Below are 22,128 nucleotides of genomic sequence, written 5' to 3' on the forward strand. Positions count from 1 at the left end.
CCTCCTAATATTTTACACCTAATTCATCTAATACAGATTTTACAAATTCTTCACTAGATTTAGTATCCTCAACTAAAAATTCTAAGTCCTCTTTACTTACTTTTTCTACTTTATTATTTTTAATGCAATTTCTAATATAGGATCTTCTAATTCTATTTAAATCTACTTCACTAGTTTTTATATAGCCTGGATCCTTTGGAAGAATTATATTCTTTCCTGGTACTTCTTCTGTAGGATCTCCTATTAATACTTCTATTCCATTTTCCTTAGCAAAGGTTAGTTGAGGCTGAATATGTTTCCCTGCACCAGTATATTCTGTTTCTTGTACTACTATAATCTGATCTTCATCTAATTCTTGTGCTAATTTAAATGCAGCAGCTAAAGATGTATTCCCTGCAGGTCCTCTTTCTAAGCCTTCTAATTGTGCTAATACTTCTGTCATATAAAATACAGAACCTTGATTTATAGTTACATATCTATCCATATATCTTAAAGGTCTTGCTGCAGATCTAGGAACATCTGATCTGTCTGGCCAAGTTGCAAATGGAATTCCAAATCCAGTATGTCCTGTAGTGAAAGATTTTTTATTAAATTGAGTATCACTTGCCATATGAAGCCCTTCTAGACTAACACTTGCTCCTACCACTTGAGAATCTGCTCCTGCTTTTTTTAGCCCTCTTGCTGTTCCAGTAAGATTACCTCCTCCTGCATTTGTTACTACTACTACGTCAGGATCTCTACCTTCTTGTTCTCTAAATTGCATGGATAATTCATATCCTAATGTTTCTACTCCTGCTATTCCAAATGGAGTATATAAGGAAGCATTAAAGTAACCTGTTTCTTCTAGTAATATTAAAAATGTATAGAATAATTCTGGTCCTACTGTAAGCTGTACTACTTCTGCACCATAAGCTTCACATTTTCTTGCTTTCTCTATTATTTCAGGCTGTCCAACTCCTCTAGAATCATAACATTCTTGAACTACTATACATTTTAAACCTCTTATTGCCGCTTGTGATGCAACTGCTGCACCATAGTTGCCACTGGTAGCCGCTATAACACCTTTGTATCCAAGTTTTTGTGCATGATAGCAACTAGTAGCTGCTCTTCTATCCTTGAAACTTCCTGAAGGATTAGCTGCCTCGTCTTTTATAAATATTCGAGCTCCTTTTCCTTTTGGTGCATATTTTCTAGCTAGTTTTGTTAAATTCCTCAATTCTAATATAGGGGTATTCCCTACACCAGTTTCTTTTTGAATTTTTTGTATCTCTTCAAGGGTATATCCTGTTTCTCTCATCATTCTTTCATAATCAAAAGCAATGCCACCCGATTCAAATTCATCATAATCTATGCCTATGGCATCTTTCATAATTTCCCCTTTTCTTTCCATTACAGCTTCAAAACTCATATCCTTAGTCATACTTATTCACCATCCTCTTTTATTAAACTACGTACTTGTCTGCCAATGTACAATAATTCTGGAACGCATTTTCCAAAATCATGCTTATAATAAGGATTTACCTCTACTAATGTACCTTCAACTTTTCTGCCTATATAAGTTTCTACTTCTACTTTATCTCCAATATTAGCTTCATCATTTAATAAAAATCCTTTATCCCAAAATTCTAAAGGTACCTTTTGAGTATCTTCTGGTATATTTGGTGCCCTCTCTCCTGCTTCTAATACTATATTATGAATCCTTACCCAATCTCCTCGTTTAGCATCCATATTAATCCTTCCTTTCCTTTTAATTTATTTTATAAGGGACTTCCCTACTAATCATTTTTAATCAATCAACTCTCTTACATCACCTACTATAGCTCTTGGTGCTGGTAAATCAATCATAGTCTTAAGTCCTGGACTAGCATTAATTACATGAGGTATCATATTAACACACATAGCTATGGTACCAATTCCCCCTGGTACTTCTGGTTTTATTGACATATTTATATTTGGTGTTCCTTCAATAGTTATATAATCTCCTGTGTCTATTCCTTCTAATTGAGGCTCTATCTGTTGTGGGTGTAACATTTCAATTTTAAGTTCTCCATCCACATAGCCATAACCTTTCATATTACAACCTGCTACTTTCCCTGGCTCAACTTCAATATAAGGAGTTCTTCTGTAAACATTTGTTACTATAGGCTCTCTAACTAATTCTATATTATCCAATTTCCAACCTAGTGCATCAGCAATCATAGTAATAGATTCTGGAAAACCTACATGCCCAGCTAATGTACCTTCTTCTACTCTTTTATTAAATTCTTCAACTTCCAATCCAACTCCTTGACCATTAAGTACTGCAGGACCAAAAGGTGATAAGCTGTTTACTCTTTTAACTTTAATATTTTTTACATCAGTACAAGCTCCTGTTAAAACTAACACCAATAAATCCATCATCAAACCTGGATTTATTCCAGTTCCTAAAACAGTTACACCATTTTCTTTTGCTATTCTATCCATTTCTTTAGCAAGTTCTGGCTCTTGAGCTTGTGGATAAGCCATTTCTTCTGCCGTTGAAATTACATTAATTTTCTTTTCTAAACAATATTTAATCTTATCAAAATTATCTTTTACAAAGGAATCAGTAGAAATTATAACTATATCAGCTGCACCTTCTTTTATTACTTCCTCATATGTTCCTATAATTACATCTTTTCTATCTCCTCTTTCTACATCTAAGTAGTCATACATACTTTTCCCTATTCTTTCTCCTCGCCATGCTACTCCTACAATTTCTACACCTTTTTTAGTAAGTAAAGTTTCTGCTATACCTTTCCCCATAGCACCTAAACCCCAAAGTATCACTCTAACATTTTCTTTTTTCATTTAAACACCTCCGTAATATTTTTAATATTTTGTACCAATTTAGACATCTCTTCCTTTTTCCCTTTAGGAGAAACAAACAAAAATCTTATGCCTATATATATTAACTTGCAATTTTCCTGCCAACTTTTTTTTATTTTTACACCTAATATAAACTACTATAAAAAACATCTGTCAACATCAGCTAAACTGATAATTCAAGCTTTTTTATTGTATATAATTAGTACCATTTATTTATTAAATAAACTTATAAAAAGTGAATACTTTGCTTTTTTATGCAAAATTATTTGCATTGATATGCAAAGTATTTTGCATATAGCTTATATATGGTTATTTTATGAATAGACAAACTATTCTAACTTTTTTCACCTTATGTCTATCACAATCTTTACATAGTGCAAAATAATTTGCATCAGAATTTGTCTATTTTCTCGTTTCATTAACAGCTTATAATGTTACTAATATGTATTGACTTTTTGGGTACAGTTTAGTAGTATATGGGTACAATTAAAACTGTATTCATATAAAGGAGGTATTTATTTATGAAAAATGTAAATGAATTAAATAATAAGTTAATAGGTGGAGTTATTATGGATGTGGTAAATCCAGAACAAGCTAAAATCGCTGAAAATAGTGGTGCAGTAGCTGTAATGGCTTTAGAAAGAGTCCCAGCTGATATTAGAAAACACGGCGGAGTTGCTAGAATGTCTGATCCTCAATTAATAGAAGATATATTAAATACTGTATCTATCCCTGTAATGGCAAAGGTAAGAATTGGTCATTTTGTTGAAGCACAAATACTTGAATCTTTAGGTGTAGATTACATAGATGAAAGTGAAGTATTAACTCCAGCAGATGATAAATATCATATAGACAAAACAAAATTTAAGACCCCTTTTGTTTGTGGAGCAAGAAATTTAGGAGAAGCATTAAGACGTATTGGTGAAGGTGCTTCCATGATAAGAACAAAAGGAGAAGCAGGTACTGGTAACGTAGTAGAGGCTGTAAAACATATGAGGACAGTAAATGCACAGATTAGAAAATTAAAAAATATGCCCAAAGAAGAACTTATGACTGCTTCTAAAGAAATGGGAGCTCCATATGATTTAGTATTATATGTTGCTGAAAATGGCAAACTCCCAGTATTAAATTTTGCAGCAGGAGGAATTGCTACTCCAGCAGATGCAGCTCTAATGATGCAACTAGGCTGTGATGGTGTCTTTGTAGGATCTGGAATATTTAAATCTGAAAATCCAGAAAAAAGAGCAAGAGCCATTGTTGAAGCTGTTAAAAATTATGATAATCCTAAAAAACTTGCTGACATATCAAAAGGATTAGGAGAAGCAATGGTAGGAATAGAAATTAGCAATATTCCTGAAGAAAATTTATTTTCTGAAAGATAAAGTTGTTAGTATTGAATAAAGCAATTATTTTGTTATATTATGATATAATAAACTTAGCACTACTTTAAGAAAGGAACATTAAATGAACATTAACTTTAATTATGATAAAAAACATATAGACTATATTTCTGGATATATATTTAAAGGTAGAAATTATAGATGCAGTTATGTTAGATATAAATCTCTATATAAAAACTGTGCTCCTGGCACTGAAAATGTTGAATTTTATTTTTATCAGCCAAAAGGTGAGATCCGAGCTTCTACTATGATACTTCATGGATTAGGAAGTAGAAATATCAAGTTTTTATTATGGCTTGGACCTCACCTAGCTAATGCAGGAGTAAGTACTAGTATATTAATTCTTCCTGGTAACTATACTAGAGTTGAAAATGGATCCATGAGTGGCAGATCCTATCTATATCCTGATATAAACATAATGTATCAATTTTGGGAACATGGAGTAGTGGATACATTAACCACTATAGATTTATTGGAACAACAAAATTGTTGGAAAAAAAACAATATAATAGTTGGTTATTGCCTAGGTGGTATGATCTCATCAATAATTGGAGTAATAGAAAATAGAATAAATCATCTATTGTTTATGACCACCGGAGGACATATCCCTAGAATATTGCATAAATCTCCTGCTACTGCATTTGCTAGACGATTGTTTAGTAAGGGCTTAGGAATTGATTTTTATTTAAAAGATGAGTATATGTTGTATAAAATATATAATGAACAATTCCCTATGGTAAAAAATATGAATTTTGATGAAATTATATCCAGCGATAAAATTCATCCTTTATTTAAGATAGATCCTATTTCTTATGCTCATCTTTTAGATAAGAAAAAAGTAACTTTTATAGATGCTTACTTTGATTCTACACTTCCTATACAATCACGGAAGATATTGTATGAAGAAATGGAAGATGCAAATAGAAAAATACTACCTATAAGCCATGTAAACTGGTTGCCTTTTGAATACTTATTAGCTAAATATATACTTCATAAATTAAATATAAATGAAAAAGTAGCTAAAAAAGCTTTATTAACTAGGGAAACCATTGAAAATCCATTGAAAAAATAATTCTTTATTAGGTGGTATATTTATGAATAAATTAAAAGAAAAATTAAAAATGTCCTATTTTATAGCAAATAAAATATACTTATTCTTAATATTTATATTATTATCAATTGAAGATTTAACCCTGGGACTTTATTATTTTTTACTTTCTATTATCATATATGTTTGGAAAATTTTCACTTCCAAAGTTCCTATAGAAGTAGATGGAGAATTTAGAAATAAAACCTATGTATATAAAAAAGCAAATAATAAAGAATTAAAATTGGATATATGGTACCCTAATAGTAATAAAAATAAATATCCTTTAGTATTTTTTTGTCATGGCGGTGGTTGGATTTCAGGCTTTAGGAATCAGCCTAACAACATATCTTGGTGTAAATATTTAGCTTCCAAAGGACTAGCTGTTGTAAGCATAGATTATAGATATGGCTATAAAAATACCATGGAAGACATTCTATCTGATTATAATGATGCTCTTAATTATGTTAAAAATAATAGTGAAATGCTATCTATAGATAAAAATAATATAGTATTAATGGGCTTATCTGCAGGTGGACATTTGTCATTACTGTACTCTACTTATTATACTTATATTGAAGACAAAGATAAAATGTCAGGTATAAAAGCAGTTGTTGCTTATTATGCTCCATCAGATTTAAAAGATATTTTTGTTTCAGAAAACAAATCTATATTTGCAAAGTTTGCTACTAAACAAACTTTAAAGGGAAGCCCTACAAAAAAAGAAGAAATATACGACTATTATTCCCCTATTAACTGGGTTAGTCCAAATATGGTACCTACTTTATTAGCACATGGAAAATTAGATGTTACAGTTCCTTTTAAGTCTTCAGTTAATTTTGCTAAAAAACTAAAAAAATATAACATAAAATATGCATTTTTAGTTCACAAAAAAGGTGGACATTCATTTGATACTAAATTAAAGGATATAACTACTATAAATATTTTGGAAAGAACTATTAGATATATAAAAAAATCATTAAATTATAAATAGGTGATAACTTGAAAATTACAAAAATTGAACAACAAAAAAACAATAAAGAAAGGGTAAATGTATATATAGATGATAAATTTGCCTTTGGACTTATGATAGAAATTAAGTATAAGTATGATTTACAAGAAAACATGGAGATAAATGAAGAATATATTGAAAAAGTACTAAGGGAAGAAGAACTTTCTAAAGCTAAAGATCAAGCTTTAAAATTTTTAACTTATAGACAAAGATCTGAAAAAGAAATCATTGATAAACTAAGAAAGAAAGGCTTTGAAGAATCTATAATAGATGACACATTAAATTATCTAAAAAAATATAAATTGGTAGATGATGTGGAGTTTGCAAAAGCATTCATGAAGGACAAAATAAACCTAAATAAATTTGGTCCCATAAGGATTAAACACGAATTATATAAAAAAGGTATAGATAATACTATAATTGAAAAAGTGCTAGAAGAAAATGATAATGAAGATGAATATAATAGAGCTCTAAATTTAGCTAAGAAAAAACTCCCTTCTTACAAAAATGACGATAAAAATGCCATATACAGAAAATTAGGAGGATTTCTTCAAAGAAAAGGTTACTCTTATGACTGCATTTTTAAAGTACTAAAGGAGTTGGTTAAATAAATGTGCTATGTATATATTTTAGAATGTGCTGATAATACCCTCTATACGGGATGGACCATAAACTTGGATAGAAGAATTAAAACACATAATAAAGGTAAAGCTTCTAAGTACACTAGAGCCAGATTACCTGTTAAATTAGTATACTTAGAAACTTTTAATAGCAAAATTGCTGCTCAAAGACGAGAATGGGAAATCAAACAAATGAGTCGTAAGGATAAACTTATGTTAATTAAAAATCAAAGTAAACTTAATCAAAAAATTAATTGAATAATGTATAGAAGGAAACTTCCTTGTTAATCTTTGTAAATTTATCAATATTCTTTTATCTATTTGCTTCAATTACATATGGAAGAGACCAATATTTACTTATGCCTAAATTCTTCGTCTTTATAGTCCCGTCTTTATATTTAATAGTTACATAAGAGTTAACAGTAGCCCCATCTATCCCTTTTATAATAATTTTCTCTTCTCCTATCTTTAAATTGGGATTGTTTTTATAATATTTAGGTGCTTTTATTATATTACTAATATCGTGGTGCCATTTTACTTCAGGGGACTCTTCCCTTCCATAAAATCCTATATATAATCTATTTTCAATAACTTCTGCCCATATTAATATTGGGTATTCTTTATCATTTTTAAATTTAAAATCTTTAGAACCATATGCAACCGTGGCATCTTGACCGTAAGGTACATAATTTACAGGCATAATGTGATTATGTCTTTCCACTATTTCTAAATCACTGAGCACAGCTACATTATATAATGTAGAAGCAATTTTACATACTCCGCCTCCTTCTGTTTCAACTATATTTTCCCCTGCATAGGATGCTCCTTTCCTATAACCCTTATCTTTAGTATAAGGACCTATACTTTGATTTTGGGAAAATACCTCTCCTGGTTGAACCACCTTACCTGATAAAGATTTTGCTGCTATTTGCACATTATACTCTTCTCCTGGTAATGGATCTATAAGTACAGAACAAAAAGCAGACATCAATACATGAGTACCATTTTTTTCTTGAGCTTTTAAAAACTTTACATCTTTTTCCCAAGGAAGCTTTGACACTGAGCTAGATTTTTCAGGTATATCCCATTCAGATTGTTCCTCACTTTGTGAACTACAAATATCTATCTCTACACAATCTTCTTCTACTTTTATATTTTCCACTATGTTGGGATTATTAGATTCTAAAGCTAATAAAGTGGCTAAATGAGCCATGAATATATTAAATTTATCTTTATTCAATTTCACACCCCCAAAATTAATACTTACTAATATAGTTTTAATATTATTGGTGTGAAATATACAAAAGAAATATGATATTATATTTATATAAACAAAATAAAATATGAGGTGATCTATTGTCCAATTTTTTTGAAAAAATTAAAAAAAATCCAATTATTGCTGCTGTAAATGAATTGGATGTCCTCACTGAAGCATTAAATTCTCCTTGTGAAAGTATATTTCTTCTTACAGGAAATATTTTTAACTTAAAGGAAATAGCCAACAAAGTTAAAACTAAAAATAAAGAAATATATATAGATATAGATTCAATCGATGGTTTTTCAAAAGACACTTGGGGATTGGAATATATAATAAAAAATATACATCCTAATGGAATTATAACTACTAAAGAAAACTTAGTCTGGTTAAGTAAAGATTTAGGAGCTTTTACCATCTTAAAACTATTTATTTTGGATTCTATTTCATTAAAAAAGGGTATCCAATCTATAAATACAACTAGACCTCACGCTGTAGAAATATTTCCAGGAATCATGCCCAAAATTACAAAAATGATATTCTCCGAAACAAATATCCCCATTATAACTAGTGGTTTAATTATAAAAATGGAAGATGTAAAAGAAAGCTTAAATGCTGGTGCAATAGCTGTATCCACCAATAATAAAAGCCTATGGCATATGACATAATAATACTCCCTTAAGGTATCAAGTTTTTGTTTTTTAATCTGTCTGCCTTAAGGGAGTATAATATAATATTATATCAATTTCTTAATTTTTTACTTCATTTGTTGGCTCACTTTTGTATCTTTTTTAAAAAGTATCTTATAACCCTCAACAGCTAATACTATAGCAAGTATAAATAACAATATTGGAAGTACAACTAACACATAATTTGCAGCTATAAAATTATTCTTAATTAACAATACTAAAGCACTAAGAGTTACTACAAGCATGAATATCATAGGTATGGTTATCATATTGAAACTTTTGTTGGATTTTTTTAACCATAATGCTACAGCCATCAATGCTAATGCAGATAATAATTGATTTGCAGATCCAAATATTGGCCAAATAACTGCATAACCACCAGATGCAAGTATAGAAGCTAAAACTACTATAATAAGAGTAGATACATACATATTAGTTAATGAAGATTGAGTTTCCTTTTCAGGGTCTTCAAAATATTCTTGGAAAATAAATCTTCCAAGTCTTGTAGCAGTATCAAGACTAGTTAATGCAAAAGCTGACACTGCTAAAGCAACAAAAGTCTTCCCAGTTTCAAAAGGAATTCCTAATTTAGACATGAACACACCTATACCATTAGAAAATACATTTACTGGACCATCTTTTAATAATTCCGATAATTCTCCTTGAGTTAAATAAGCAGCAGTAATTAAAGCAATAACTGCTAAAGCTCCTTCAATAAGCATACCACCATATCCTATTTTTTTTGAATCTTTTTCATTGTCAATTTGTTTAGATGTAGTTCCAGAAGCTACCAATGAGTGAAAACCTGATATGGCTCCACAAGCAACTGTAACAAATAACATTGGAAATAGATATTGTACATTATTTCCATCAACTACCTTAAATGCTGTAATAGCATCTAACTTGATTTCTGGTCTGTATATTATTATTCCTAATACCGCTCCAATCATCATAGCATATAATAGAAATGAATTCAGATAATCTCTAGGCTGCAATAATATCCATACTGGTGCTGTAGATGCAATAAATATATAAATAGCTAATATGACTATCCAAGTGTTTACACTCAATTGAAGTGGAAACAAAGTTCCAAGCCATACACATACAAATAATAATATTACACCGACCACTGTCCCTACCTTTAAAGATACACCTTTTCTATATACTGCATACCCAAAACCAATAGCTAAAATCATAAATAATAACGATGAAGTTGCTGCCTCTGGTGTGGAAGCAAAAGTAGAAGCAACTATATTAGAAAATGCTGCAACTATTAATAATAAAGTAAGCCATGCAAATATGGAAAATAACTTCTTGCCTTTTTGACCCATAGTATCATTTATTACTTCTCCTATAGATTTTCCTTTATGACGAATAGAAACAAATAAAGAACCAAAGTCATGAACTCCTCCAAAAAATATGCTTCCTATTACTATCCATAACAATACTGGAACCCAACCAAATATAGCCGCTTGAATTGGTCCATTAATTGGTCCTGCTCCTGCTATAGATGAAAAATGATGCCCTAACAATACTGCAGAACTAGTCGGTACATAGTCTACTCCATCATTTATTTCATGAGCAGGAGTCTTCCTTGTAGAATCTACTCCCCATTTTTGAGCAAGCCATGAACCGTAGGTAGCATAAGCTATAATAAATACCACAATACTACCTATTACCATTAACAATGAAGCCATAATTTAAATCCCTCCTTTAAAATAATTATAAACTATAAACCTCTTTAACCTCCTTCCCTTTTTTATTAGTCACTATATACTCATCATCAATAGCAACCAAAATTAATCTAATATCCACCCAACCTCTAAATCCAAATAAAAATCCCTTGTGATATTTAAATTTCTTTACAGTATTTATAACATAATTACTTGGTTTGTTTTTTACTACTATTACCCCTGTGATAATACTAGACATATGTTCTTGGGTAGGATTTACCAATATATCTATTGCTTTAACTAAAGTATTAATATATCTGTTAAAATCGTATTTATCTAAAGCATCAAATGTTTTTATAAGACAATATTCATTGTTTTCTAAAGCATATACAACCATTTTTTTAGTCAAAACATATTTTTCTAATCTAAAATTATATTTAGCAAATAAATCAAATTTATAGTCATCTATATTATAATTATCTATAAGATCAAAATTCTTTTCAAATCTCTTTTTAATAATATTTAAATAAGCATCAAAATCCATTTTTCCCTCCTTTACCCCTTGTGTAAATTATATAATAATTAATTTATTTAAGAAAGGTCTAAAGAAGTTTTTATATTCACAAGTTTTTATAATAAATTTCCATTCCTGTTTTTTTAATATTTTCTTTGCTACATCTAAAAATCTTAATTTTAGCTTTAGTTTTTCATTTAATTTAAAAACTTCTATTTTCTAAAAAACTTCCTCTACTATATTAATATTCTGAATTTTTTCTAACATGTATATTAATTTCAACCAATATCTCAATTAATCTTCTATAACTACTCCACCATTTTTTATAAATTCCTCTTCCCACATCTCTGGATATTTACCTATAGACCATTCATCCATTATTATCTTTTCTGTTGGTTTTAATTTAATTTTACCTATAGGCGTATGTCCTATATCTCCTTTATCTATTGGATAAATCATTATACTATTCCGCGTAACAATAATTATTATATCCTCCGCTGGCGATGTGAAAGCGTCTATAGCTTCTGGCACTTTAGACTTAATAGCATTCCATGGTATATGAAGTTCATCATAATGAACTACTTCTTTTGAAGGCACAACTTTTATATTAAAGTTTTTATAACTATACATCCCATCTTGTACAAAATTAACCCTTCCTTTATATATCCAATGACCATTCCTTCTAAATAATCCAAAATTTTCCTCATTAGGGCTAAAATCTATAGAACTATATCTATATTGACTATCTGAAGATAATATTGCCTTGTAACCTTCATCTAAAAGAGAAGCTTTACCTGCTTCTCCAGCTATATGAGATATCTTTACTGGACTATCTTCATTTAAGTTATCTATTAAATAAAACTCCAGTAGTCTTTCTCCTTTATTTAAATGATTTATTTTCTCTATTGAAATATAATCATTGCCCACATAAAGTATGTTTTTTAAACTATTATTTTCCCCTGTTTTCTCTTTCCCCTTGACTATCTTTCTCTTTTTCATTTCTCCATCTACAGTTTTCTTTAACGGATAAGCTAATATTTTATCATTATCTTTTTCTCTTTGAACTTCTACCTTCCAAAAACCAGTTTTTCTAGGTAAAAATATATCTTTCATCTCATATATGCTAACTATTTCCTTATTATAACTTCTTATCAATATAGTTCTATAATTCCAATTTTCTATATTCCCATTTTGATCTTCTAAATTAAGACTCTTAAGGCCTATTAGTATAGAAGAATTTACAATTTGACTATCAGCCAAACTTGAACTTTTAAACATAGCCTTTTCTTTATAAAAATACTCTGCTACATCTTCATCACTTATCTTTTGAGAAACTAATCTTAAATAAAAAAATACTCCATCTATATTCACAATGATTTTATCATCAGACTCTTTTATAAATTCATAGAAAAATTGATCTTCACTTGTAATGGATATAATTTGAATTTTGTCTTTTTCTATACCTAAAAAGTCTGGGTTAGTTTTATAATGATATAATATATAATCCCAAGTATTAATATTTTTTGTTTTGAAAATTGGATCTTTACAGCAATCATCTCCCAAAACAACCAAATCCTCATGAAATAAAGCATCTTTTCCCATATAATATTTAACTATTTCTTCAACCTCTTCTTCTTCCACAGTAACTTTATAATCTTCTATTACCCATTTCCCATAAATAGGTAAAGATTCATTTTTAGGTGCCATTATAGTGTCTCCGATTTCAATATTTCCAGCACTACAAGATGTAATGAATAAAATAATAGTTATTAATATAATTATAAGTAAATATTTTTTCATGTTAGCTTCTCCCTTCTATTGGAAGAAATACTGAAATAGTTGTACCTTTTTCCAATTTACTTTCTACATTAATAGTCCCTCCATGGAGAATTACTATTTCCTCACATATTGAAAGACCTAATCCACTATGAGATTTACTATTTTTTCCCTTATAAAACTTTTCCATAATATATGGGAGTTCCTCCTTCGAAATCCCACAACCATTATCTATTACTTGAATTAATATATTATCTCTTTTATTTTCCACTTTTAAATCTACCTGTCCACCAGCAGGAGTAAATTTAAAAGCATTATCCAATAAATTTATTAGCAACTGTTTAATTCTATTTTCATCAGCTATTATAATTGGTAAATCTTTATAATGAACATTAAATAATATATCCTTCTCTTTAGCTCTAGGGAGAAATTGTTTTGCAATTTGTTTTATAAGATTTGATAACTGAATCTCTTTTTTCTCTAAAGTTATTCTACCAGATACAAATCTAGAAAAATCCAATAATTCTTCAACCATATTTGATAATCGATCACTTTCTTTCTCTATTATATCTAATCCATCCTCAAGTAATTCTTTGTCGTTCACTTCTGCTCCTTTAAGGGTAATAGCCCAACCCTTTATAGAAGTTAAAGGAGTTCTTAATTCATGAGATATTGAGGATATAAAATCATTCTTCAATTGTTCTTTTTTTATTAGTTCCTCTGCCATATAATTTAAAGTATCAGAAAGCTTTCCTATTTCATCATCAAATTTCTTCTCAGACCTTATATCTAATTGACCATTAGCCATCTTTTGAGCCACATCTGTTACTTCTTTTAGCGGTTTTACTATAGTATCAGCTAAAAAAAGACTAACTACACCAGATATTAATATTACCATACCTCCTACCGCTAACAATACCATAGCAATATTTCTTATTATTCTATTTGTTTCTTTTAAGGAAGATATAAATCGCAGTATACCTATCATTTTACCTTCTACCTTTAAAGGATAAGATATCGCTATTACTGGATGAGATGAATAATCTACATTGCCTATCCAAGTACCTTTTTTACCTTCAAATGCTTTTACTACATCACTAGTATTTATTGTAGAATCTAAATCAGATGCACCTATGGAATCCATAAGAACTTTCCCTTCTAAATCTAATATTTGAACTTGAGCTGTAGTTTGATGCCAAAATACATCTACATCATCTATTATAATATCTTCCAAATTAGTTGTAGAAAAATATTTTGAATAAAAATCAGAGGAAAACATTATTTGATTTGAAAGTATTTCTTCAACGCTTTTATAATAATACTGCTTAACAGCATTTACTAAAAAAATTTCTAATATCAATACGGTAATCAATATAACCAACATAAAATTTCCTACTAATCTTTGTTTTATACTAGCTTTCATAATTTCCTCCTACTATTTACTATTCTCTCCACCTATAGCCTACTCCCCAAATAGTTTCAATATAATAAGGATTACTAGGATCTTCTTCTATCTTAGAACGCAATCTTCTAATATTAACATCAACAATTTTTGAATCTCCAACAAAATCATAACCCCATACTAAATTTAGTATTTCATCCCTATTAAAAGCCTTTCCTGGATTTTTCATAAACAATTTTATAATGGAATACTCTGTAGGAGTCAACTCTATTTCTTCTTTTCCCCGATAAAACCTTCTTGAATAAGTATCAATTTTAAAAGGTGGATAAGCTATTATATTAGATTCATCTAAAGTATTTATTTCCATTCTTCTAATTATAGATTTAATTCTTAATACTAATTCCATGGGATTAAAGGGCTTTATCATATAGTCATCAGTTCCATATTCAAGTCCCATAATTTTATCTATATCTTGTGATTTAGCTGTTAACATTATTATACCTATTTCAGGAAATTCTTCTCTAAGTATTTTACACACTTCAAATCCATCAATTCCTGGCAACATAATATCTAATACTACCACATCTATAGATTCAGTTCTAGTAATGTCAATTCCCTCTTCACCTGTTCCTGCCTCTACTACCGTAAAACCATTTCGTTCTAAATTTATTTTAATAAATTTTCGAATATTTTTTTCATCCTCTATTATGAGTACTTTATTACTTGATGCCATATTATGTACCTCCAATTAATGTATTTATTAATAAAACAATTGCTGAATGATTTAACAGCAATTATTTTATTACATTAAATTCATACCCATTTTGTTGTAAATACTCAATTATATCTGGCAAAATTTCTACTGTAGTCTTTTTTGACTCCATATCATGCATTAGGATTATTAATTTTTTCTTACCTTTAGAAGTATTTTTAAATCTTTGAAATAATTTGTTCTTTGAAATATTATGCCCTTCTGCATCACCATTTAATGCATTCCAGTCATAATACATATACCCATTATCTATTGCTACTTTTCTAAAAGGTGCTTTCTTTTCTCCAAAGGAACCTCCAGGAAATCTTATAATATTAGTTTCAAAATCTTCTCCTAATATTTCCTTCAATACCCTTTCAGTGCTCCTTATTTCATTTAAAAAACTAGTAGTATTTTTATATACTTTTTTATATTTATGGGAATAGCTATGATTCCCTAATGCATGTCCTTCTTTATATATTCTATTTATTATATCTGGATTTTTTTCTGCTAAATTACCTATTACAAAAAAAGTTGCTTTTATGTTATACTCTTTTAATATGTCCAATATTTCAAGGGTATTTTTCGAAGGTCCATCATCAAAGGTTAAATATGCTATTTTTTTATTTGATTTAATTTCTTTTTGTTGTTTTAACTCTTCTGCTTCAATCAATTTCTTTTCATGTTGCAAAGCCAAATTAATTGCTGATTTTTCTGACATTAATGCTATACTTTCCTTTAAAACCTCAGCTTTTGCAGTATTTGACGGAACATCTTGATAAAACCCAATAAAAACTCTAATAACTAACAATATAAGCACCATTAAAAAAGTAATTAAAAATTTCTTTCTTCGTATTCTATTTTTTTTAACTTCTAATCTTTGTGACCTAGTCATAAAATGTCACCCTTTGTCTTAGATCATCTTCTTTTCTATTATTTTGTCTATATACCCTATATACAGGATACTATAGAATCAAAAAAAATTCACTACAAACTTATTAATAAATTATTACAAATTTATTACAAAACCTCCCTATGCGTTACGCATAGGGAGGTTTATTTAATGTTTCTTATGATGCTAATTCTTTAAATTGAGATCTATATAATTTTGCATATATATAATTTTGTTTTAATAATTCCTCATGACTTCCTCTTTCTTCTATACCTTCATTGGTTAATACCAATATTTCATCTGCATTTTTTATAGTTGATAATCTATGGGCTATTATCAAAGTTGTTCTTCCCTTTGCTAATTCCTCAAGAGATTGTTGTATCAACACTTCTGTTGCAGTATCTAATGCAGAAGTTGCTTCATCTAATATTAATATTGGAGGATCCTTTAGGAATAATCTTGCTATAGATATACGTTGCTTTTGTCCACCAGAAAGTTTAACACCCTTTTCTCCTATATATGTGTCATACCCATCAGGTAAACTCATTATAAAATCATGTATTCTAGCCTTTTTTGCAGCTTCAATTATATCCTCTTCTGATTTTGTAGGATCACCATAAGATATATTATCCCTTATAGTACCAGTGAATAAAAACACATCCTGTTGAACTATACCTATGTTTTGTCTTAGAGATTTAAGTTTAATATCCTTAATATTGTATCCATCTATAAATATATCTCCTTCATTTGTATCATAAAATCTAGGAATTAAATGGCATAATGTAGTTTTTCCTGAACCAGATGGTCCTACAATTGCTACAGTTTTACCAGCTTCAATGTCTAAATTTATATTAGACAATACTTTATCTTCACCATCATTATAACTAAAAGAAACATTTTTAAATTGAATATGTCCTTCTACATCCTCTAATTCTATTGCATCTTCTTTATCTACTATATCTGACTTAATATTCATAATCTCCATAAATCTTTCAAATCCAGTCATACCATCTTGATATTGTTGCATGAAAGCTGCTAATCTTCTAATTGGTTGCATAAATAAATTTACATATAATGTATAAGCTATTAAATCTCCTAAATTTATAAAATTTCTATATACAAAGTATCCTCCTAAACTTATTACTATTAAATTTAAAATATTGGTCATTATACCTATACCTGCAGAAAATTCTGCCATAGCTTTATAGGACTGTTTTCTTGCATCTCTAAACAATTCATTTCCTTTGTTAAACTTTTCTATCTCATAATCCTCATTCGTAAAAGATTTTGCTACTCTAATCCCAGATATGCTATTTTCCAATTGAGCATTTACATCAGCTATTTTCCTTCTAACTTCACGGAAAGATTCCTCCATCTTCTTCCTCTTTGTAATAGCAAACCATATCATAATTGGTACAAAGGAAAATATAATTAAAGTAAGTTTCCATTCTATTCTAATAAGTAATATAAATGAACCAACAAACATTACTAATGAAATAAACAAATCTTCTGGACCATGATGAGCTAACTCAGTAATATCCCTTAAATCATTTACTAATCTAGACATTATATGCCCTGTTTGAGTATTATCGTAATAACTAAAGGGCAATGTTTGTAAATGAGAAAACAAATCTTTTCGCATATCATGTTCAATATATACTCCTAATACATGTCCCCAATAAGACACTATATACTCACTAATATATCTTAATATAAATAAAAACATCATAATTATAGTCCATTTGATTAGTAAATCTATTCTTCCCTGGGGAATTATTTCATTGACTATATTTCTAGAAAACATTGGAAATATTAAATCAAATATGGATATTAAAAAAGCAAAAAACATATCAATAAAAAATAATTTTTTATGGGGCTTATAATAAGATATAAATTCCTTAAGCATACCTATCCCTCCTTTGTTAAAATATCATGTAATTTAGACAAGTTATTAAGTAATTCATTTACATCTTCCTCTCTCATTTTTTCCAATGCCTTATATACTACTCTATTACTTCTTTCCTGTTTAATTGTATTAACTAAATCCTTACCTTTTCTAGTAATACAAACACGAGTAATTCTTCTATCTTCTGTATCAACACATTTTTCTACTAATCCTTTTTCTTCTAAACGAGAAACTTTTTCTGATATGGTATTTTGAGCTCTATTAAATTTATTAGATATATCTTTAATAGTAGGTGCTCTTTCTAATTTGTTTAAATAAATTAATAGATGATGTTGATCATAGGTTAGCCCATATTCTTGAGCTATCTCATGACCTTTTTCATGGATTATTTTATTACATTTTCTAATATAGTAAGAAATAAAATCAGATTTTTGTTGTAATTCCATATAATAACCTCCAGAAATTTCGTATAACTAAAATATCGTCATACGATATTATATCATTTAACATTTATTTTTTCAAATATAATATATAATAAAAAAGGCAAAACCCTAATTAACAGGTTTTGTCTTCTTATTATATATTAATAAGGAAATAAGATAATGAATCATATACACGAATGTAATCATTCCAGTATCGTTTAACAAAAATCCTATAATACTAGTCAATAATATAATATAGATTTCCCTATCCAAAATAAAATTCTCCCATTTCAATAATTTAACTAAAGTATAAATTTGGCAAGGAATAACAATTATAAATGGAGGTGTTAAAGTAAGTTTTATTAATTCTTTTGCCTTCACTTTAAACATATCTTTAAATTCACTAAATCCAAAATTTTTAATTCTTATTATAAAATTAATAGCATGACTTTTATCACCACTATAATAATCAAAGTACATATTTATTCCAAATATCAATGCACCTATAAGAATCAATAGTATTATATTATGAACATTGAAATCCTTATTTAACAAATCCACATATATTACTATCAAAAATAATGCTGCAGAAGTTATAAAACCTCCGGTATTTGCACCATAATTTGCAGACAAGGCTATCATGTTCGTCAAAAAAAACAATATACATATTGTATAATCTAACAATTTATTTGGCAACAATTCTTTAATGTAATAATAACTTATTACAGAAGTAGCTAATAAAACCCCCATTATTCCATTATTAAATCCATAATATCTTGCACCATAAAATAAGTTATTAAATCCTATATAGGAATTATATATAAGCTTTGGATAAAAAAATATTCCCATTAAAATCATTCCATAGGTCAAAGTTGAAAATAATCCTATAATATTTATATCATTATTTATCATATGTACAGTTATGATATATGTGATTGATAAATTCATAAACAAGTATAATAATATATTTATATGAAGATTGGATAATCCCATAAGTAAAGATACAAATATATTTATTATTACAAAACTATTATATATATTTATATCCTTAAGTTTATTCCATTTATTTTTAAATATAAAGTATGCAGTATAGCCTTGTAAAGAATATACTATACCATGAAATATTGAAGCAATCCAGAGCATATTTATAGTCTTTTTAAATAATATTTTTGCTAAATTTAATGGATCATTTTTTGGAGTTATTTTTATTGGATTTCCTATAGCTTTCGAAATATCTATACCATTATTATGAAGCAGATTTGCATATATATCTTCTACAGTTATAATTCCTTCCCTTTTAGTGGAAGATGAAGTTAACAGTCCTTTGTTAGTGCCATTAATATATATTACAGGAGTCAAATTATTATTAAGTATATACTTCATATTTGGTGATACACTTCTTGAAATGACTATAATATTATGTTGCTTAAATTGTTTAACATACTCTTTTAATATCTCTTTTCTATTATAAATATTTTCTATATTATAGGACAATACTAATATATCGGATTTAGATAAATGAGTATTTGTTTTTTCTTCAAGCCATTTCGTATCATATTTTATCTGTATTTCTCCAGATTTAATATTTCCTTTTTTGTTGGCAGCTATTATAGCAGAAGAATCATCTCCTATATAGGATACACCTTTTTTCCCCATTTTTTCTCCTAACATATTCACTTCTACATTATTATTCCTTTTATACAAATCCTCTAACATATCTTCAAATCCTATTACACGAATAGTTCCATCTGGCTTTTTACAAAGCCCTTTATAATTTTCAGATTTTACACCTACTTTTCTTCCTGTGGCAATAGAAAAATAAAGGCTTTCATCTCCATAGGGTTTTCTCATCTTTATATTCATAAATCCTATCCCAAAATTATCCATATCGAATATAAATTCTATATCTTCCATACTTAGTTCATCTACCAATATAAGTATAGCCTTATTTTCGTCAGCATAAGAAATATTATGAAAAGAAAAAATAATTATAAATGCTAATATTAAAATTATTCTGCTTTTTTTCATATAGACACCCTTTTAATATATGATATAACTAACTATACAAAGTACCCCTAATACAACTGAAAACACTCCTAATAATGTCCTGTATTTAACTATTACATTATCTTCATTTATCTCAATTTCTTCAACAATCCTTTTATTATTCACACTTTTAATACAATATCTTTGACCTAATATTAATATAAATCCTAATATTAAAAATAAAAAACCCAGCATTAACAATATCAGCACCTCATTCACAATTATTTTTCCATCTTTTGAATCAATCCTAATACCCTTTCATCTTTAAACATTATATTATTTATGATGCTTTTAGCTATTTGAAACTGTCCTAATTTATAGTAGGAAAGTGCTTTATAAAAAAGTAAATTATCATCTTTTCCAAATAAACCTGCTAAATTATAATATACAATTGCCATATCATAATTTAAATCCATAAAATAAGCCTTCCCCATATGTATATATACATCTTTCATTTTTTTCTTGTCTTTAATTTTAGAATAATATAATAAACTCTTAGAAAAATGAGTTATAGCACAACTATAAAGTCCATCCTTATAAAGAAGTTTTCCCTTTTTTTCCAATGCAATAGCTAATATATCCTTTAGCTCATATTTATTTGATAAATATATTATTTTATATAATTCTCTATAGTTTTCAATTTTGTTGTTCTTATTTTCATTCTTTATACGGCTTAACCAATCTAAACAGTTATCTCTGGCTAAATCTTTTTCGTTTTTCACAAAGTAAGAAGCAGTTAAATTTAATTCTATGCCCATTTCTCTTGCTCTCTTATTTAAAGTATCTGCCAAATAAGTTGCATTTATTATACTTATAGGTCTCTTACCATTTTCAAACATAGATATATAATTCTTAGACATGTTTTTCCCCGCTAAATCTTCCTGTGTTAATCCTAACTCCTTTCTGAGGTTTTTGAGCCTTTGTCCTGGCTTTAAAATGGTGAATTTATCCATTTTGTTCCCTCCAAATTTATTTCAAAAAACCTTTCACAATAAAACTCTATTTACTTTTAATTTAGATCTTTTATATATCCAATTTATAATATCAAATATAATCTTATCTTTCCCATTTTCGTTTAAAATCTCATGATATAAATCATCATATATTTTTATTTCTTTATCTTTAGAAGAAATATTATTATACAAAAATATTGCTGTTTCTTTAGGTACTATCTTATCCTTCTCCCCATGAGTTATTAAACATGGATACTTATATTTTCTTATGTTTTTCCTTATCCAATCTGGACCTTTTATTAAAAACTGAACATGAAAATTTAAAGTAGCCTCTTTTAACACCAAAGGATCCTTTTCATATTCCTCAATCATTCTAGCTACACTGCATATATCTTTTGATAGTGGATCTTTTATTTTCATTTTAGGTAAAAATATGTTTATAAATCTATATAGTTCCCCTTTTAAACCTTTAATTTGTGGATTTCTTTTTATAGCTGCACTAGAAAAAATCTGTCCTTCCAATTTATCTGAACATTGGATGCCATATATACAATTTATAAATCCTCCCATACTATGCCCTAACATAAATAAAGGTACAGCAGGATATTCACTTTTAATTAAATCCACCATTTCATCTGCATCTTTTACAAGCTCCATAAAATTTTCTATATATCCCTTTTCTGATTGACTTCTACCATGCCCACGTAAATCATATCTATATACTCCTATATTTTCTTTTTTTAATCTACTAGCTATATAATCATACCTACTACAATGCTCTCCAAAGCCATGATTTATCAATACATTAGCTACTGGTTCTTTGGGAACATCTTTTATATAGAATAATTTAACTCCATCTCTACATTTTAAATAGTCCCCCATT

General features: G+C 28.3%; 22 protein-coding genes. 6 read left to right on the top strand and 16 right to left on the bottom strand.

The window, feature by feature from the left end; genetic code table 11:
• Positions 1-4: 4 nt before the first annotated feature.
• From ortB to ord, 3 genes are read right to left on the bottom strand one after another with little or no spacing between them, the layout of a single operon-like run.
• Entirely contained in the window at positions 5-1,420 is a 1,416-nt protein-coding gene (ortB, locus tag JL105_RS07130) for a 2-amino-4-oxopentanoate thiolase subunit OrtB (RefSeq protein WP_132026904.1), read from the bottom strand.
• Between the two features lie 2 nt (positions 1,421-1,422).
• Positions 1,423-1,728, bottom strand: a complete 306-nt coding sequence (gene ortA, locus JL105_RS07135) for a 2-amino-4-oxopentanoate thiolase subunit OrtA (RefSeq protein WP_132026906.1) — start codon at positions 1,726-1,728, stop codon at positions 1,423-1,425.
• 57 nt (positions 1,729-1,785) lie between these two features.
• Entirely contained in the window at positions 1,786-2,829 is a 1,044-nt protein-coding gene (gene ord, locus JL105_RS07140; RefSeq protein WP_132026908.1) for a 2,4-diaminopentanoate dehydrogenase, read from the bottom strand.
• Positions 2,830-3,368: 539 nt separating this feature from the next.
• On the opposite strand from ord, the gene pdxS reads away from it, so the two are divergent.
• From pdxS to JL105_RS07165, 5 genes are all read left to right on the top strand, one after another.
• Positions 3,369-4,229 carry a pyridoxal 5'-phosphate synthase lyase subunit PdxS gene (pdxS, locus tag JL105_RS07145; protein ID WP_132026910.1) on the top strand — a complete coding sequence of 287 codons (861 nt, stop codon included), beginning with the start codon at positions 3,369-3,371 and terminating at the stop codon, positions 4,227-4,229.
• Between the two features lie 82 nt (positions 4,230-4,311).
• Positions 4,312-5,319 (top strand): alpha/beta hydrolase, encoded by a 1,008-nt coding sequence (locus JL105_RS07150; protein WP_132026912.1) that lies wholly within the window; start codon positions 4,312-4,314, stop codon positions 5,317-5,319.
• A gap of 22 nt (positions 5,320-5,341) precedes the next feature.
• A complete protein-coding gene (locus JL105_RS07155) occupies positions 5,342-6,328 on the top strand; it encodes an alpha/beta hydrolase (protein WP_202690454.1) in 987 nt (328 codons plus the stop codon).
• Positions 6,329-6,336: 8 nt separating this feature from the next.
• The gene (gene recX, locus JL105_RS07160; RefSeq protein ID WP_158279990.1) at positions 6,337-6,957 is read left to right on the top strand and encodes a recombination regulator RecX; all 621 of its coding nucleotides are present in this window, start codon (positions 6,337-6,339) and stop codon (positions 6,955-6,957) included.
• Positions 6,958-7,224 carry a GIY-YIG nuclease family protein gene (locus JL105_RS07165; protein ID WP_132026916.1) on the top strand — a complete coding sequence of 89 codons (267 nt, stop codon included), beginning with the start codon at positions 6,958-6,960 and terminating at the stop codon, positions 7,222-7,224.
• A 55-nt stretch (positions 7,225-7,279) separates the two neighbouring features.
• Here JL105_RS07165 and JL105_RS07170 read toward each other — a convergent pair whose 3' ends face one another.
• Positions 7,280-8,206, bottom strand: coding sequence for a VanW family protein (locus JL105_RS07170; RefSeq protein WP_132026918.1), 927 nt, complete (start codon positions 8,204-8,206; stop codon positions 7,280-7,282).
• A 116-nt stretch (positions 8,207-8,322) separates the two neighbouring features.
• On the opposite strand from JL105_RS07170, the gene JL105_RS07175 reads away from it, so the two are divergent.
• A complete protein-coding gene (locus tag JL105_RS07175; RefSeq protein ID WP_132026920.1) occupies positions 8,323-8,889 on the top strand; it encodes a glycerol-3-phosphate responsive antiterminator in 567 nt (188 codons plus the stop codon).
• A gap of 89 nt (positions 8,890-8,978) precedes the next feature.
• Here JL105_RS07175 and JL105_RS07180 read toward each other — a convergent pair whose 3' ends face one another.
• The 12 genes from JL105_RS07180 to JL105_RS07235 all read right to left on the bottom strand — a co-directional run bounded on the left by JL105_RS07180 (position 8,979) and on the right by JL105_RS07235 (position 22,127).
• Positions 8,979-10,607, bottom strand: a complete 1,629-nt coding sequence (locus JL105_RS07180; RefSeq protein WP_132026921.1) for a carbon starvation CstA family protein — start codon at positions 10,605-10,607, stop codon at positions 8,979-8,981.
• A gap of 25 nt (positions 10,608-10,632) precedes the next feature.
• Positions 10,633-11,127, bottom strand: a complete 495-nt coding sequence (locus JL105_RS07185) for a DUF8052 family protein (protein WP_132026923.1) — start codon at positions 11,125-11,127, stop codon at positions 10,633-10,635.
• A gap of 264 nt (positions 11,128-11,391) precedes the next feature.
• Positions 11,392-12,897 (bottom strand): hypothetical protein, encoded by a 1,506-nt coding sequence (locus tag JL105_RS07190; protein WP_132026925.1) that lies wholly within the window; start codon positions 12,895-12,897, stop codon positions 11,392-11,394.
• A 1-nt stretch (position 12,898) separates the two neighbouring features.
• Positions 12,899-14,296, bottom strand: a complete 1,398-nt coding sequence (locus JL105_RS07195) for a sensor histidine kinase (RefSeq protein WP_202690455.1) — start codon at positions 14,294-14,296, stop codon at positions 12,899-12,901.
• Positions 14,297-14,315: 19 nt separating this feature from the next.
• Positions 14,316-15,008 carry a response regulator transcription factor gene (locus JL105_RS07200; RefSeq protein ID WP_132026929.1) on the bottom strand — a complete coding sequence of 231 codons (693 nt, stop codon included), beginning with the start codon at positions 15,006-15,008 and terminating at the stop codon, positions 14,316-14,318.
• A 61-nt stretch (positions 15,009-15,069) separates the two neighbouring features.
• Positions 15,070-15,921, bottom strand: a complete 852-nt coding sequence (locus JL105_RS07205) for a polysaccharide deacetylase family protein (protein WP_132026931.1) — start codon at positions 15,919-15,921, stop codon at positions 15,070-15,072.
• A 175-nt stretch (positions 15,922-16,096) separates the two neighbouring features.
• Complete coding sequence (locus JL105_RS07210) at positions 16,097-17,824, bottom strand: ABC transporter ATP-binding protein (protein ID WP_132026933.1); 1,728 nt, start codon at positions 17,822-17,824, stop codon at positions 16,097-16,099.
• Positions 17,825-17,826: 2 nt separating this feature from the next.
• A complete protein-coding gene (locus JL105_RS07215) occupies positions 17,827-18,270 on the bottom strand; it encodes a MarR family winged helix-turn-helix transcriptional regulator (RefSeq protein WP_132026935.1) in 444 nt (147 codons plus the stop codon).
• A gap of 105 nt (positions 18,271-18,375) precedes the next feature.
• The gene (locus tag JL105_RS07220) at positions 18,376-20,274 is read right to left on the bottom strand and encodes a hypothetical protein (protein WP_132026937.1); all 1,899 of its coding nucleotides are present in this window, start codon (positions 20,272-20,274) and stop codon (positions 18,376-18,378) included.
• Positions 20,275-20,286: 12 nt separating this feature from the next.
• Positions 20,287-20,493 (bottom strand): hypothetical protein, encoded by a 207-nt coding sequence (locus JL105_RS07225; RefSeq protein ID WP_158279991.1) that lies wholly within the window; start codon positions 20,491-20,493, stop codon positions 20,287-20,289.
• A gap of 20 nt (positions 20,494-20,513) precedes the next feature.
• Positions 20,514-21,245, bottom strand: a complete 732-nt coding sequence (locus JL105_RS07230; protein WP_132026941.1) for a helix-turn-helix domain-containing protein — start codon at positions 21,243-21,245, stop codon at positions 20,514-20,516.
• Between the two features lie 33 nt (positions 21,246-21,278).
• Positions 21,279-22,127, bottom strand: coding sequence for an alpha/beta hydrolase (locus tag JL105_RS07235; protein WP_132026943.1), 849 nt, complete (start codon positions 22,125-22,127; stop codon positions 21,279-21,281).
• Position 22,128 lies beyond the last annotated feature (1 nt).

This window comes from Keratinibaculum paraultunense, from assembly GCF_016767175.1.
GTDB classification, from domain to species: domain Bacteria; phylum Bacillota; class Clostridia; order Tissierellales; family Tepidimicrobiaceae; genus Keratinibaculum; species Keratinibaculum paraultunense.